This window comes from Nostoc mirabile CHAB5784 (genome assembly GCF_020829645.1).
In the GTDB taxonomy this organism is placed as follows: domain Bacteria; phylum Cyanobacteriota; class Cyanobacteriia; order Cyanobacteriales; family Nostocaceae; genus Nostoc; species Nostoc mirabile.
In genome coordinates this window covers 59,632-73,766 of record NZ_JAIVFS010000021.1, presented here as the reverse complement: position 1 = coordinate 73,766, position 14,135 = coordinate 59,632, and the positions used below count along the sequence as shown (strand labels likewise).

Sequence of the window (14,135 nt, the reverse complement as noted above, 5' to 3'; positions counted from 1 at the left end):
TTGGTTTTCCAGGTCTTATAAATAAAGACTGCTGATGGAATCTCATCCTGAGAATAGAGGTTATTATAGAAATAGTGACCAATGATAAAACAAAGATTTGGGAAAACTAGCTGAAAAATTAACGATCGCTTAGTAGTCCTATCGCCAGTAATTATCTATGGTATCCTTAAAGTCTCAAAGAAACCCTTATGTAATTGGTCGTCCCATAAGTGAACGAGAACTATTCTATGGAAGAGATAAGGAATTGTTCTTTGTGTGGCAAAATTTCCGAAAAGGCGAGAAAGTAGTATTTCTGCACGGAGAAAGAAGAATTGGTAAGTCATCTCTGCTTCAGAATATACGGGAATTTTTGGACGAAAATGAATATAAGGGCTACGCTTGTGTCAGCTTTGACTTAGAATCTCATGGTCAAAATACGCTAGAGTCGCTGTTAGAAAGATTAGCAGAAACTATTGTCAACCAATTAGATATAAAGCCTTACCAAGCTGAGATACCAACTGCCGAAGAAATAAAAGTGCAGAAGGATATTTTCTGCAATAAATTCTTACCGCAGATATACGCAAAACTAAAAGATACTAAATTGGTCTTGTTATTAGATGAGTTCGATGCCTTAGAGCCTACCTATATAGGTGCAACACTCGAATCACTATTTGGACAGATCAAAAAGGTTGTCGAAAGCAAGAGCAATCAACAATTATTTGCAGTGATTTTTGCTGGGAGAAAGTCTACAGATATATCAAATTTATTAAAAATATTTAAGAAAGTACCAATTCAAGAAATTGGTTTTATAGATGACAAAAGTGCCACGGAGTTAATAACTGAACCTGCTGCTAGTTTTTTGCAGTACGAACAAAAATCGATTGAAGCTATTATTAAGTTTTCTTCAGGACATCCTTATTTTATTCAGATTATATGCTTTACGCTTTTTAGTAGGGCCAGAGAATTAGAAAAATGGGAAGTTACTGAAGAAGATGTAGAACTGATTATAGAACGAGCAGTCGAGTTAGCAGAAGCTGGTCTGGCATGGTATTGGGAAGCTTTATCTGTACCAGAAAAGCTAGTATTTTCGGCTGTGGCTGAAGGCCAAAAAATAGCTGTTGAAAAACAAGACCAACGTCTAAAGCAAGACCCACTAAAGATACTAGAAATTTATAATTTTCCTCACTTATCACAAGATAAACTACAAAAAATTGTCACAGAACTGATATATAGAGGATTTCTAAATAAACAAGGCAATCAAGTAAAAATAGAATTAGTTAGGCGTTGGTTGGTGCAACGTCACCCCTTGTGGCAGGAGATAAGAGAATTTGAAAAAGGAGATAAACAAGAAATTGAGCAAGCTTATCAAATCATTGATCAGTTGAATCAGGAAAAAAGTACAGTAGATATAGCTGAATCTCCAAAACACCAGAGTGTGTTAAAACATGAAAACCTTGAAGAATATTCAAAAAATCCAAATTATAATGTTTACGACTTTAAGACCAGAAAAAATACTCGGTCTTTAAAGAGTACAATAAATCAGCATGAATTTCTTGCCAGGGGTTTAGGAAATAGAAAATCTTTAGCAGATAAAATTACTCTCAATAGAGAAGAAAAAGGGCGACTTTGTATAGCTTGTATTGTGGCTCTTGTAACAGTCATTTTTCTTGCTTTTACTACCTCAAACGGTAAGAATGATCAAAATAATCATATTAATCCACAACCATACATAAGCCCTTAGAGGGTATTGAGTTAGGTCGAGGGGGAGTATCATCTCTCGCCCCTCCCAATTAGAACCGGACGTAAGTCCTGGATTAATATTTTGATAGACAGTATGCATTTCTCCTCGCTATGTTACGACTAACAGAAGTAAAGCTCCCGCTTGATCATCCTGAAGATGAGATCAAGACTGCCATCCTCAAAAAGCTGCAAATCACGGACGAAGATTTGATCAGCTATTCCATCTTCAAGCGTAGCTATGATGCCCGTAAGAAAGGAGAGATTACCCTTGTTTATATTCTGGATGTAGAAACGACTCAGGAAACTCATCTACTCAAGCGCCTGAAAAAAGATCCTCATCTGATTGCCACGCCAGACATGAGCTATCGCCCTGTGGCACAAGCACCGAGCAATTTGGCGATTCGCCCCATCGTGATTGGTACTGGGCCTTGTGGCTTGTTTGCGGGTTTGATGCTCGCGCAAATGGGCTTTTGCCCAATCATTTTAGAACGTGGGAAAAAAGTCCGCGATCGCACTGCTGATACTTTTGGCTTTTGGAAGAAAAAATCAGACTTCAACCCCGAATCTAATGCCCAGTTTGGTGAAGGTGGGGCGGGTACATTTTCTGATGGCAAACTCTACAGTCAAGTCAAAGATCCTCAGCATTATGGGCGCAAAGTACTAACCGAACTCGTCAATGCGGGAGCCTCACCGGAAATTCTCTATATCAACAAACCGCATATCGGCACTTTTAAACTGGTGGGAATCGTCCAAAGTATGCGTGCCAAAATCGAATCCCTCGGTGGTGAAATTCGCTTTCAAAGTCGGGTGGAAGATATTAACATCGAAAATGGACAGGTGCGGGGAGTTACCCTCGCCAGTGGGGAATATATCGCCAGCGATCATGTAGTTCTGGCAGTAGGTCATAGCGCCCGTGATACCTTCCAAATGCTATTTGATCGTGGAGTTTACATAGAGCCTAAAGCTTTTTCCATCGGCTTTCGGGTCGAACATCCCCAGACTCTCATCGACCAATGCCGTTTCGGCGCTCAAGCTGGTCATAAGCTTTTAGGTGCTGCCGATTACAAACTGGTTCACCACTGCCAAAATGGTCGTTCCGTCTATAGTTTTTGTATGTGTCCGGGGGGCTTGGTAGTTGCAGCTGCATCAGAACCGGGGCGAGTCGTCACCAATGGGATGAGCCAATACTCTCGCAATGAACGCAATGCCAATAGTGCGATCGTTGTGGGCATCACCCCCGAAGATTATCCGGGCAACGCCTTAGCGGGAATTGACTTCCAACGGCGCTTGGAAGAACGGGCTTTTGAGTTGGGCGGTGGAACTTATGAAGCGCCAGGGCAGTTGGTGGGAGACTTTCTCAACCATCGCCCTTCTACAGCATTGGGCACTGTTAAGCCGTCTTATACACCTGGGATACATTTGGGTGATTTGAGTCAGAGTTTACCAGATTATGCGATCGCCGCCATCCGTGAAGCACTTCCCGCTTTTGACAAACAAATCAAAGGATTTGCAATGGACGATGCCGTGTTGACTGGGGTGGAAACCCGCACTTCATCACCGATTCGGATTAAACGCAAAGAGGATTATCAGAGTTTAAATACAGTCGGTCTTTATCCGGCTGGTGAAGGCGCGGGATACGCAGGGGGAATCCTCTCGGCTGGTATTGATGGTATTAAGGTGGCAGAGGCGGTTGCTTTAAGTATTTTGAGGAATTGAGTAGTTTAGCGCCGTAGGCATCGTCAAATCTGAAGTAGTGAATGGGATACCTACGGTAAGCTGCCCCAGCACGAAGTACAAACAGTTGAGAGCAATCGGCTAGGTTATTACTGGATTTTAATCATTGCTGGTATCTTGTTGTGCCGTTTATGTAAAGTTACAAAGTTTTTACTGACGATATAATCACTACTTTATCAGGAGATTAAATAAGTGACGTTTGTTTAAATCTCTGATAAAAATGACACAAGATTAAAGACAAGTAAAAAGAAATACGCATAAGATTCAAAGTATCGGAGTAGGGACTATTATTCCAAAGTAAATATTTAGTAACTACCTGTATTAATAACAATCCATATCGAGCAGAGTTTAAAACAGAGCCAAAAATGAAAAAAAACTTTTCTTTCATATCAACTTCAGTTTTATTAGTTACTGGAATTGCTTGTGCTTCAATTGCTGCACCAGTATATGCTGCACCCGGTGGCGGTCAAACTTCTTCAGCAATATGTAGCCTTGCCGATATTTCACTTGGAGGAGTTTCAGCTACAGCTTGTAACGGCCCAAATGCTGGTAATGACACAGGGGCACAAGGTACTTTGCTCCCTGACCTAAATAATGGTCTGTTTAGCAGCTTTGTTGGTACTGGTGTGCAATGGACTTTAGCTGGCAAATCTGATGACCCGAATCCCTTTGCGATTACAGCAGCCAATAACTTTAATTCTGGCACATGGGGTTTGGGAACAGCATTGTCCAGTAACACGTTTGTAGTTAGCCTCAAAACAAGTACTGCTTACAGTGCTTATCTATTCAAAGATTATGATTTCTCTAAAGGTTTAACGGGAGTATTCAATACCATTGGTGTTGCTTTAGATGGCAGTGGAAACGCAGGCAAAGATTTATCTCACGCTTCATTATTCGTTTCTAATATAGGGAAAAATCCTCCTCCTACTTCCGTTCCTGAACCTGCTTCTTTGTTAGGTCTTGGTTTAGTAGCAAGTGGAATGGTAATGGTTCGCCGCCGTCGCGCTATCTGATTACACGTTCTTAGGGTTTCATAGAATACAAGACTGAAACTACTTCAGAAGTTGAAGTAGTTTCAGTCTTGATCATCAAAAAATCGCAAAATCTGATCTGTTCTGGTCTTAGGAACGTGAATTAAATAAAATGCAAAACTTCATCCTCTTTCATCCTCTATCTAGTACAGCACGGCGTAAATAAACCACCCATTCCAAATCAACGAAACTCTTACGCTGTATTCATTTTGACTTTTGACTTTTGACACTTCGACTCCGCTCAGTGTTAACTTTTGACTTCCGCCTTGCGGTACTAGGTTCCCTCTTCTTTATAAGGAGAGGGATTGAGGGTGAGGTAAGCCAGGGACATAAATTGTATGTTATTTAATTCTTATTCCTTAGTACAGCTCATATTTCATTAACTGACAAGGCAGCGCTCCGTTATACACTGCAATTCGCTGGGATGATTTTAGTCCAATCGATTGAGACAGTTCCTTGTTGCCACTCAGCACAAAGGCAGTCCAGCCTTTGAAGCGTTGTTTCAGCACATCGCCCAAAAGTTTATAGAACGCCCCTAAATCACTATCTCGCCCCAGCCGTTCGCCATAAGGTGGATTGCAGAATAAAACCCCACTCTCTGCGGGGGCGACAACATCTGCAAGCTCCATTTGAGAAAACCATACATGGTTATCAACGCCGCAGTTTTGAGCATTGTTAATCGCCTGCTCAATTATATTTTCATCGCGATCGCTTCCCCAAATAGGTGCGGTCAGGGTATCCAGTTGGCTATCCTTAGCTTCTTGGAGCAGCTTTTCTAAAAGGGATAAATCAAAATCGAGCCAATTTTCAAATCCAAAGGAATCCCGAAACAGTCCTGGTGCTATGTTCAGTGCCTTTAAGCTAGCTTCCAAGGGTAAAGTGCCAGATCCACAAAGAGGGTCATAGAACATCTGGTCTGGTTGCCAGCCCGAAAGCTGAATCAGGGCAGCAGCCAGAGATTCCTTTAGAGGGGCTGCTCCAACCGCAGGACGGTAGCCTCGGCGATGCAGACTATTTCCAGAACTGTCGAGTTTAACGGTACAAAAGTCGCGTTCAATATGAACATTGATCCGCACATCTGGATCATGAAGCTCTACATTTGAACGCTCACCCAGATTTTCTTTCTGCTGGTCAACGATCGCATTTTTGATCTGGAGAGATGTGAAGTGGGTGTGATTGAGGCGATCGTTTTTGCCCGTAGTATTCACCGCCAGCGTCATGTCTGGCGTGAGATACTTTTGCCAATCGATGGTCTGGATGCCGCGATAGAGATCCTTGGCATCAAGGCATGTAAACTCATGGATATTCACCAAGATTCGGAACGGCAGCCTAGCCCAGATGTTGACGCGATAAAGTAGGGTGCGATCGCCCTCAAAGGCTACACCGCAAAACCCAGGCTCCACTGAATGAGCACCCAGTTGCTCTAACTCCTGAGCCGCGAGGGTTTCTAATCCACGAGCAACCGTTGCAAAATAATTCATAATTCGTAATTCGTAATTCGTAATTAATGCCTACTAGTAACTTAATTTACTGATGAAGATAAAAAACATTATTCCTTTTTTGTCAGAGCAAGCGACTTTTTGAACTAAGATTAGTCTAGAAATTTCTAAAATCAATCATTGTCTGACGATAAGCATCTGGCAATCCTGTATCAAAGCACTTGCCTTTAACAACATATCCTGTCATTCCCTCTTCCTGACGCAATCTCTCAAGACAGGATGTTAACTGAAATTCGCCTCGTTCTCGGAAATTTTGGTTGATGTGTTCTGCTAAAAAGTCAAAAATTTTCGGCGTTAGTAAATACAAACCAAATATACATAAAAACTCGTTTTCTGCCATTCCCTCTACACACAAATGTTGTTGTGCATACTCAATGGTAGGCTTTTCATAAAGTTGTGTAACTTTCAGAATCGAGTTTAACTCTTGCCAAACTCCTGTTACACACCCAGATGTATGAAGAATTTCTGCTGGCGTTGTAGTTAAGCTAACAACGCTTTGATTAACTTGTTCATAAACATCTAAAAGTTGACTAGCACAAGATTTTTGAATATCAGATGCATAAATATGATCGCCCAACATTAGCAAAAACGGTTCATCTTGTACCCAATCTTTGGCACAAAATACTGCATGACCATAACCTAATTGCTCCTCTTGCAATAAAAACGTAATTTTGCTACCTAAATCTTCGAGATATCGGCTATATTCTTGATTTTGCGGTAAAAGTTTATCTAAAAGTTCTTTTTTCGGTGGTTTTTTCAAAAAATCCTCAAATATTTCTTTGTCATCCGGCTGTACCACAATCCCCACTTCTGTAATTCCAGCACTAATTGCCTCTTCAATAATTGCTAAAATCACAGGTTTTGCCCTACCATCTCGATCAATAATCGGAAAAAGTTCTTTTTTCACAACTTTAGTAGCTGGAAACAACCGAGTTCCAAAACCAGCTACCGGAATCACAGCTTTTCTAACTTTATTTTTCTGCATCAATCCTCAATCCTCATCAGCTTAAAATCTCCCCTCCTCTCTCTGTGCCGCGCCAGTTGCTTCTCCCAAGGGGAGACGCGCAAGGGACAAGTCTCTTAACCGCAAGGGCGCACTGGCAACTCTATTGCCTCTGCGGTTCGTCACCCCAACTTCTCAAACAACTCCGCTAACACCACATTAGAAAACAAAAACCCTTGGGGATCAATCAAACGCAACCTTCCCTCTGCAACTTCCACCCAACCTTTATCAAAATACTCTTGTAAACACCAGCAAATCTCCTCCACCTTCTCTTTCCCAAACCCCTCCACCAACGCCGCCAAACTCAAACCCTCCGCCAAACGCAACCCCAACATTAACGTTTCTAACAATACTTCCTTTGGGGGAGTCACATCACAATCAATCACACCGCCAGCTTGTACCCACTGGTAATAATCCCTAGTTTTACGCAAACGAGTGAAGCGTTTCCCGTCAATATAACTCGCCGCACCCATACCAAAGCCATAGTAAGGACGGTTTTCCCAATAGACTCGATTATGCCGACACTGATGACCAGGTTGAGCATAATTAGAAATTTCATAATGCTCATAACCTGCACTAGTCAAAACCTGCTGCCCCATCTGGTACATTTTGACTGTGGCTTCATCCGTAGGCATTGGAGTATCGCCAGGTTTATAGTAACGACCAAAGGCTGTACCTGGCTCGATGGTAAGATCGTAGATGGAAATGTGAGTGGGTACAAGCGCTACCGCTTTTTCTAGGGAATCCTGCCATTGATCCAAAGACTGATGCGGCAACCCCGAAATTAAGTCTAAGCTAAATTCGGGAATCTCGACTTGGTGGATTAGTTCCACAGCTGCAAAAATATCTTCAACTGAGTGCGATCGCCCCGCCCTTTGCAATAATTCTGATTGAAAGGCTTGTACACCTAAACTTACCCGGTTCACGCCGACATTGCGATAGCCTGCTATATGGGCTAAATCAAAGGTAGCTGGGTCAATTTCCATAGAAATTTCTGCCCCAGACGCAATCCCAAAATGCTTCTCTAGTTCTGTTACTATCCGTTGTAACTGCTCTATTGATAGCAGCGAAGGAGTACCACCACCGAAGAAAATTGTCTTCAGGGGTTGACCAAATGCTGGTGTAATGGCAATTTCTTGACATAGCACCTCAACATATTGGGAGATAGTACCAGATGTTTCGCCCCGCAAGCGATCGCCCACAACAGACACCGGGAAATCACAATAAAAACACCGCCGTCTGCAAAAGGGAATATGCACATACGCAGAACTCGCAATTCCAGAAATACTAAATTTTTGACTCATTTTGCGAAAAGATTAAGTTAAGCCAACTGCGAATTAGAGACAATAAAAATGAAGTAAGAATTCAGTCCTTCTGGAGTCAGGAACCAGAATATTTGTAAAATCAAGCGTGCAATAACTTCTTGATTTTATTAAAATTATTAAGTTTGGGTATCAAAGTCTTCTTAATTCTGACTTCTGGATTCTGGATTCTGAATTCTTACAAAATGAGTAGTTTTTTTACAAGTTTTTGTCGTTTTACAACGAAACAATGAAAAATATGAAGATAAAAGCCTTTGGTTATAATAATTGCAGATATTGCCCTACTAAACCCTTAGTGTAAGTCAATATTGATGAGTTTATCTTACCGATGAAATAAAAAATACTTAACTTTATCGGTTACCACAGTTGCAGGAAAACAAGACAACCATGCTTGACGCCATTATTATTTTTTCATTCATCCTGGCAGCGTCGGGAATAGGGTTCTACAGCATTGAACTACTGCCCAATGGCACACTAGATCAGGTAACAAATCTTGAAGCTTTACGCTTAGTTGTTGCCGTCTTTGCCGCTATTATTGGTGGTGCGATCGGGCTGAGTTTCCAGACGACATATCGTCGCCTAGAATCACAAATCAAAGAAATGCCTCTGGAAGTTATCTTAACTCGTGCGATCGGCTTAGTGATTGGGCTATTACTAGCTAACCTGATGCTAGCCCCACTATTTTTGTTACCCATCCCGGCAGATTTTGGATTTATTAAGCCACTGGTGGCAGTTGTCGGTAGTATTATCCTCTCCGTCACTGGCATGAATTTGGCAGACACCCACGGGCGAGGTTTATTGCGGTTTATTAATCCCAATACCGTCGAATCGATGGTTGTGGAAGGAACGCTAAAACCCGCCAATACCAAAGTTTTAGATACCAGTTGCATTATTGATGGTCGCATTGAAGCATTACTAGAAACAGGGTTTTTAGAAGGGCAAATTCTCGTACCGCAGTTTGTCTTGCAAGAACTCCAACAAGTAGCCGATGCTAGTAAAGACCAAAAGCGGGTGCGGGGAAGACGAGGACTAGAAATTCTCAACCGTATTAAAGAAGAATATCCCGATCGCATCGTGATTAATGCAGTTGACTACGAAGATATTCCCACAGTGGATGCCAAGTTAGTGCGCTTTGCCCAAGAAATTAGTGGCACATTGCTAACCAACGACTACAACTTGTCTAAAGTCGCTAGCGTTCAGAAAGTCCCTGTTTTAAATGTGAATGATTTAGTGAACGCCGTCCGTCCCAGTTATTTACCTGGCGACAACCTTGATTTGAAAATTCTCAAGGAAGGCAAAGAACCGAGTCAAGGTATTGGCTACCTAGATGACGGCACAATGGTAGTCGTTGAGGAAGGTAGTAGTTATGTCGGTGGTGAATTGCGAGTGGTAGTCACCAGTGCTTTACAAACCACAGCAGGACGGATGATTTTTGCCAAACCCCAAGCTTCAGCATTGGCGTGAAACAATGGGATGTTTAATTCGAGTGAGACTTAGTAATCGGTGCAGGTTGACTGTACCGATTATTTATTGATTGAACTCACCAGACTCACTTGCCTGTAAATACTGTAACTAGAATTTTCATAAATCTCTAATGGCAAATTATCTGGGTATTTAAAGAAATTAACTCATCCCACGGTTTTTAGCCGTGGGATTTTGAGTCATTAGTCATTTCCCATCATTGAAAGCTCAAGCTAAGGTTAAGCTTTAACCTTTTTATTTGATGTTAACTTTCTTTTCATGAGCCAGCCAATGCTGCAAGCAATGAAAGTGCCACCTAAAGTTGCAGGCTCAGGAACTTGTCTATAAGTAACTTTACCTGAGCCAATTTGGATATCATCGGCAGAAGCGATCGCAAAATCATATCCATCAATTGTGTATGTGATGGAGCTTAAAGGATTAGCTTTATCGAAGAACACATATTGCAATCCAACAGATTCCGTACCTGTTAAAAATGTGGTTGAAAATACAATCGGATATCCTGGATATTCAGTATCATCCTTTTCGGTGTAAATATTAGAGTCATTGTTGAATTGAAAACTTAGTGATTCAACTAGTGCTACCGGAATATTATCCTCACTGAAAGTTGAATCATCGAAACTAAAAAAACCTTCTCCTTTAGTTACAGGACTATCGACGCTAAAAGCGTAATTAATCAGTGCGGCAGATACCGATTTTGCACCTACGGCAGCAAAAATTAAGGCACAACTAGTAGCAAGCGTTAATTGCCAGACCAATTTCATATCAATTTCCCTCAAGATAAATTCACGAAAACTATGTAAATAGACTTGATTAAGTAGTCATTAGTCATTGGTCATTGGTCATTGGTCATTGGTCATTGGTCATTGGTAAAGAAGCTATGCAGATGCATACCCCGCCTCTTGTGGCGTCCAAAAAATTTCTTATCAATGACTAATTCAAACCACGTTCACTCTTTGGACGTGGTATTCAAGGACTAATGACTAATGACTAATGACTAATAACTAATAACTAATGACTCTGTTGTTTTGATTAGTTTGCTTGAGCAGAGAGGTTATCTGTACTCAAACTCCATTTTTTGAGAAGTTGGGCGCGATTTTGGCCAAGGTCGGCATGGCTGCGCTCTGTTGGATAAGGCACATTGTCGCCTTGAATCCCAGCCCAAAGTACGCGGTTGAATTTCTCAGGATCTAACTTATCTTCGACTTCAAAGTAGAAGTCCTTGGTTGCTTGCGTCCACCACTGTTTGTTACGCAGGGGAGGAATAGCTGCTGTCTTTTCGACATTCTTGTCTTGGCAAGCTGGCACTAGTTTGGGATCTACAGGATCAGCACACAAGTTACCTGGGACGACAGCTTTATAAGCAGTAAAGTTTGGTTCTCTAGTGAATGCATCCGACATTGGTTTGGTATTGGCGTCATTCATTCCTAAATAACCAATGTTCAGTAAATCTTCCATTGTTCGCACCAGGCTAACAGTGTTGTAGTTAGTGCTGATTACGACATTTCGCTTAGTGTAAGGCGAAATAATGTAGACTACTGAGCGATGACTATCAACATGGTCAGGGCCATTCTGGCAATCATCTTCTACCACAACGATCGCAGTTTCTTTCCACAGAAGAGACTTGGAGATTTTCTCTACCAGCAAGCCGACGGCATAATCATTATCAGCCATTTGCAGTGGGGCAGTATTCAAACCAGCTATGGCGTTACCAAAATCACCAAAGTGGTCGTGAGGCAAACGCACTAGTGACAAGTTGGGCAATTCATTCCTTGCCAGATAGCTATCAATATCCCGTGCCCATTCGTTGTAGAGATAGATGTCAGAATTCTTTTGGTCGTATCCGCGGAAATAGATGTCAGTTTTATCCAACAATACAGTTTTAGCAGCTACAGCTTGGGGAATATTATTAGCAGCAGGATTTGGGGAGATAGGGATGTAAAGCGGGTTGGTGGGATCTGGTTTTGTGGGATCTGCTTGGGCACTACTGTAGTTGCCGTCAACGAAGAAACCGTAATTGCGTACAGTCTTACCAGCACGCAATGCTGCATCCCAAAGATAGCCGCCGATAGCGTTTGAATTCAGTTCGCCATCGCCTACGGGGGCATTTACATCTTGATCTCCAGGCAAAATAGAAGATTGACCAGAGGGATCTAACACTCCCGTTACTCGTGTATTTAATTGGGAAGGATTAGAGGAAGTTTGCGGTAGGGCAAGGTTAATGTTACGGTTAGTACCTTCGTAGTCGTATGTCAAACCGCTAAACCCAGCGTTGCCATAAAGTACTGACTGAGTTTTTTCAGTGTAATCGGTAGTCCGTCCGTATGTAGACCAGTTCCAGCCCACACCGCTTGACTCACCAGAATCATAGAAGTTATCAAAAGTCACAAAGTCAAGGGCTAACTTGTGATGGTTGGGTGAAATCGATTGCGGGAATAAAGTCAGCGCGGGGTCACCGTTACCAACAGGTAAATCACCGAGTACCTGGTCGTAGGTGCGATTTTCTTTAACGATGTAGATAACGTGCTTAATTTTATTCTGGAGAAACCTCATTGTCCGGTCAGGACGGCGATTGTAGAAACCGTTGTTTCTATCTACCTGTTCCGAAAGGCTAGCTAAAGCCCCACCTTTGGGAACTGGAATAACTGAGATTCCAGCTTTTTCCAAAGCCCAGTTGTAGTCGTTTCTAAAAGTTGTGTTGCGTGCTAGTCCTGCTGGTGTTGTTCGGTTATTGGAGGGGTTGGGGCCAGAATTGCTTTTGGCATTGACAACGTAAAGCTTTTGACCATCTTTACTGACGCTTACAGAATTGGGATACCAGCCAGTAGGGATACGTCCAATCACCCGACCAGATGATTGCAAGTCCACAACAGCAACAGCGTTCTCACCGCCTAGAGTCACGTAAAGCTGACGTTCATCTGGACTCAGAGCTACAGAGTTGGGATTTGCTCCTTTGTACTGATCACTCGGTCGTGACAGAGAGATCGTTTGGACAACGCTATTGGTATTTGTGTCAAGGACTGAAACCGAGTCACTATTCCCGTTAGCTACATACAGTCGCTTTTGGTCTGTTGATAACAGCACCTTGTTTGGTTGGCTACCTACAGGTATACGGGTAATTTGCCCGGAAGCAATGCTAACAGCAACCACCTCGTTATCGCGTTGGCTAGTAACAAAGACTTTAGCCGCCGCACCGTTTTCTGCACTCTTAATAGCTACATCAAAAGGAAATTCTCCTGTTGCTATTCGATCGCCTGGTCTAAAGAACTTAATTTCCTTGAGTACCTGACGGGTAGTAGTATCAACAATTGATATTGAGTCGTTTTCAAAATTAGCAGCTACTAAAGTTTTGCCATCTTTGCTGACAGCAAGACCTGCGACAACTGCTCCTGTGGATGCAAGTTTAGCTGGCGTGTCTTTCAACAAACCACCATCGTAGCTAGGGAAGGGCGCAGTTTGTTCGGAATTGTGTCCTAGCAAAATGAAGGGAGCATTTGGCAAATACTGGCTACCATTAGAGGCATAAGCATAAACACGATCATCAATGCCGCCTGATACATAAAAGCCTTTGCCGTCTTTTGCCCAAGCTAGGCCATTATACGTATTGGGAATGTTAATCTGCTGCCGTTTAACTAACTTACCGTTGCTGACATCATAGACAAAAACCCATTCGGCTTTTCGAGTTGTTGTAGCACTCGGTTTGCCAGTTAAGGGGTCTAAGACAGGATAAGTGAGATTAGCACCAGTATTTTCATCCTTAAAGTTCTGGTTATAGCCACTGGTAAGCACCAGTAGAGTTTTACCATCAGGGCTGAGGGCTGTGGTTACAGCTTCGGCAGCATCAGCATTATTATCTGTACGCAAACCAGTCGCCAAAGGTGCGAAAGTTGAGCCTGGTGCTGCTGCGGGTGTGATTATCTGACCTGTGGGTAATAATGCCCCACCTTCGGCAAGGTCGCCAACCGGGCTAGTCGTCAGCACGGCGCTGACTACCTGGATACCACTTACTACTATTACTGCTGCTACCAGCAGGCTGAGTAGGAGATATCGCTGACGCTTGAAATTTAGCATTTGCTGTGTTAAACCATCAAAGTTGTTACCTATACAGCAAATACTGGTTTTATTTGGTTAAGGCAAAGGTAAGGTGAGGTTACTAAAAAATTCAGATAAAAAGCAATACGCTTGGGTTAGGCATGAAAACCTTAACCTGTGTAGGTTGGGGAGCCACTGCGTTGGGCGGGCAATGCCCGACTTGAAGCAAGTGGCGTTTGAGGAACGAAACCCAACATCAAGCGTTAATTGTTGGGTAACACGAATGTTCAACCCAACCTACAATTCTAAAAAATTC

At 42.5% G+C, this 14,135-nt stretch carries 9 protein-coding genes; 4 read left to right on the top strand and 5 right to left on the bottom strand.

Annotated elements, in window-relative coordinates; all coding sequences use genetic code 11:
* The first annotated feature begins 157 nt into the window (after positions 1-157).
* The 3 genes from LC653_RS15865 (at position 158) to LC653_RS15855 (ending at position 4,466) form a co-directional block, all read left to right on the top strand.
* Positions 158-1,720, top strand: a complete 1,563-nt coding sequence (locus LC653_RS15865) for an AAA family ATPase (protein WP_229495379.1) — start codon at positions 158-160, stop codon at positions 1,718-1,720.
* A 110-nt stretch (positions 1,721-1,830) separates the two neighbouring features.
* Positions 1,831-3,435: an NAD(P)/FAD-dependent oxidoreductase gene (locus tag LC653_RS15860; RefSeq protein ID WP_229495378.1), complete on the top strand. Its 1,605-nt coding sequence runs from the start codon at positions 1,831-1,833 to the stop codon at positions 3,433-3,435.
* 383 nt (positions 3,436-3,818) lie between these two features.
* Positions 3,819-4,466 (top strand): PEP-CTERM sorting domain-containing protein, encoded by a 648-nt coding sequence (locus LC653_RS15855; protein WP_229495377.1) that lies wholly within the window; start codon positions 3,819-3,821, stop codon positions 4,464-4,466.
* A 377-nt stretch (positions 4,467-4,843) separates the two neighbouring features.
* On the opposite strand, the gene LC653_RS15850 is transcribed toward LC653_RS15855, so the two are convergent.
* The 3 genes from LC653_RS15850 to hemW all read right to left on the bottom strand — a co-directional run bounded on the left by LC653_RS15850 (position 4,844) and on the right by hemW (position 8,290).
* Positions 4,844-5,965, bottom strand: coding sequence for a THUMP domain-containing class I SAM-dependent RNA methyltransferase (locus LC653_RS15850; protein ID WP_229495376.1), 1,122 nt, complete (start codon positions 5,963-5,965; stop codon positions 4,844-4,846).
* 115 nt (positions 5,966-6,080) lie between these two features.
* Positions 6,081-6,968 (bottom strand): UTP--glucose-1-phosphate uridylyltransferase, encoded by an 888-nt coding sequence (locus tag LC653_RS15845; protein ID WP_229495375.1) that lies wholly within the window; start codon positions 6,966-6,968, stop codon positions 6,081-6,083.
* 140 nt (positions 6,969-7,108) lie between these two features.
* The gene (gene hemW / locus LC653_RS15840) at positions 7,109-8,290 is read right to left on the bottom strand and encodes a radical SAM family heme chaperone HemW (RefSeq protein WP_229495374.1); all 1,182 of its coding nucleotides are present in this window, start codon (positions 8,288-8,290) and stop codon (positions 7,109-7,111) included.
* 405 nt (positions 8,291-8,695) lie between these two features.
* On the opposite strand from hemW, the gene LC653_RS15835 reads away from it, so the two are divergent.
* Positions 8,696-9,772 carry a PIN/TRAM domain-containing protein gene (locus LC653_RS15835; protein ID WP_229495373.1) on the top strand — a complete coding sequence of 359 codons (1,077 nt, stop codon included), beginning with the start codon at positions 8,696-8,698 and terminating at the stop codon, positions 9,770-9,772.
* A 236-nt stretch (positions 9,773-10,008) separates the two neighbouring features.
* Here LC653_RS15835 and LC653_RS15830 read toward each other — a convergent pair whose 3' ends face one another.
* Both LC653_RS15830 and LC653_RS15825 read right to left on the bottom strand, forming a co-directional pair.
* Complete coding sequence (locus LC653_RS15830; RefSeq protein WP_229495372.1) at positions 10,009-10,551, bottom strand: PEP-CTERM sorting domain-containing protein; 543 nt, start codon at positions 10,549-10,551, stop codon at positions 10,009-10,011.
* 268 nt (positions 10,552-10,819) lie between these two features.
* Entirely contained in the window at positions 10,820-13,858 is a 3,039-nt protein-coding gene (locus LC653_RS15825) for a beta-propeller fold lactonase family protein (protein ID WP_229495371.1), read from the bottom strand.
* Positions 13,859-14,135 lie beyond the last annotated feature (277 nt).

Bases quoted from the DNA above. Each gene is read 5' to 3' on its own strand.
- LC653_RS15865 (WP_229495379.1), top strand. From the start codon at position 158: ATGGTATCCTTAAAGTCTCAAAGAAACCCTTATGTAATTGGTCGTCCC.
- LC653_RS15860 (WP_229495378.1), top strand. From the start codon at position 1,831: ATGTTACGACTAACAGAAGTAAAGCTCCCGCTTGATCATCCTGAAGAT.
- LC653_RS15855 (WP_229495377.1), top strand. From the start codon at position 3,819: ATGAAAAAAAACTTTTCTTTCATATCAACTTCAGTTTTATTAGTTACT.
- LC653_RS15850 (WP_229495376.1), bottom strand. From the start codon at position 5,965: ATGAATTATTTTGCAACGGTTGCTCGTGGATTAGAAACCCTCGCGGCT.
- LC653_RS15845 (WP_229495375.1), bottom strand. From the start codon at position 6,968: ATGCAGAAAAATAAAGTTAGAAAAGCTGTGATTCCGGTAGCTGGTTTT.
- hemW (WP_229495374.1), bottom strand. From the start codon at position 8,290: ATGAGTCAAAAATTTAGTATTTCTGGAATTGCGAGTTCTGCGTATGTG.
- LC653_RS15835 (WP_229495373.1), top strand. From the start codon at position 8,696: ATGCTTGACGCCATTATTATTTTTTCATTCATCCTGGCAGCGTCGGGA.
- LC653_RS15830 (WP_229495372.1), bottom strand. From the start codon at position 10,551: ATGAAATTGGTCTGGCAATTAACGCTTGCTACTAGTTGTGCCTTAATT.
- LC653_RS15825 (WP_229495371.1), bottom strand. From the start codon at position 13,858: ATGCTAAATTTCAAGCGTCAGCGATATCTCCTACTCAGCCTGCTGGTA.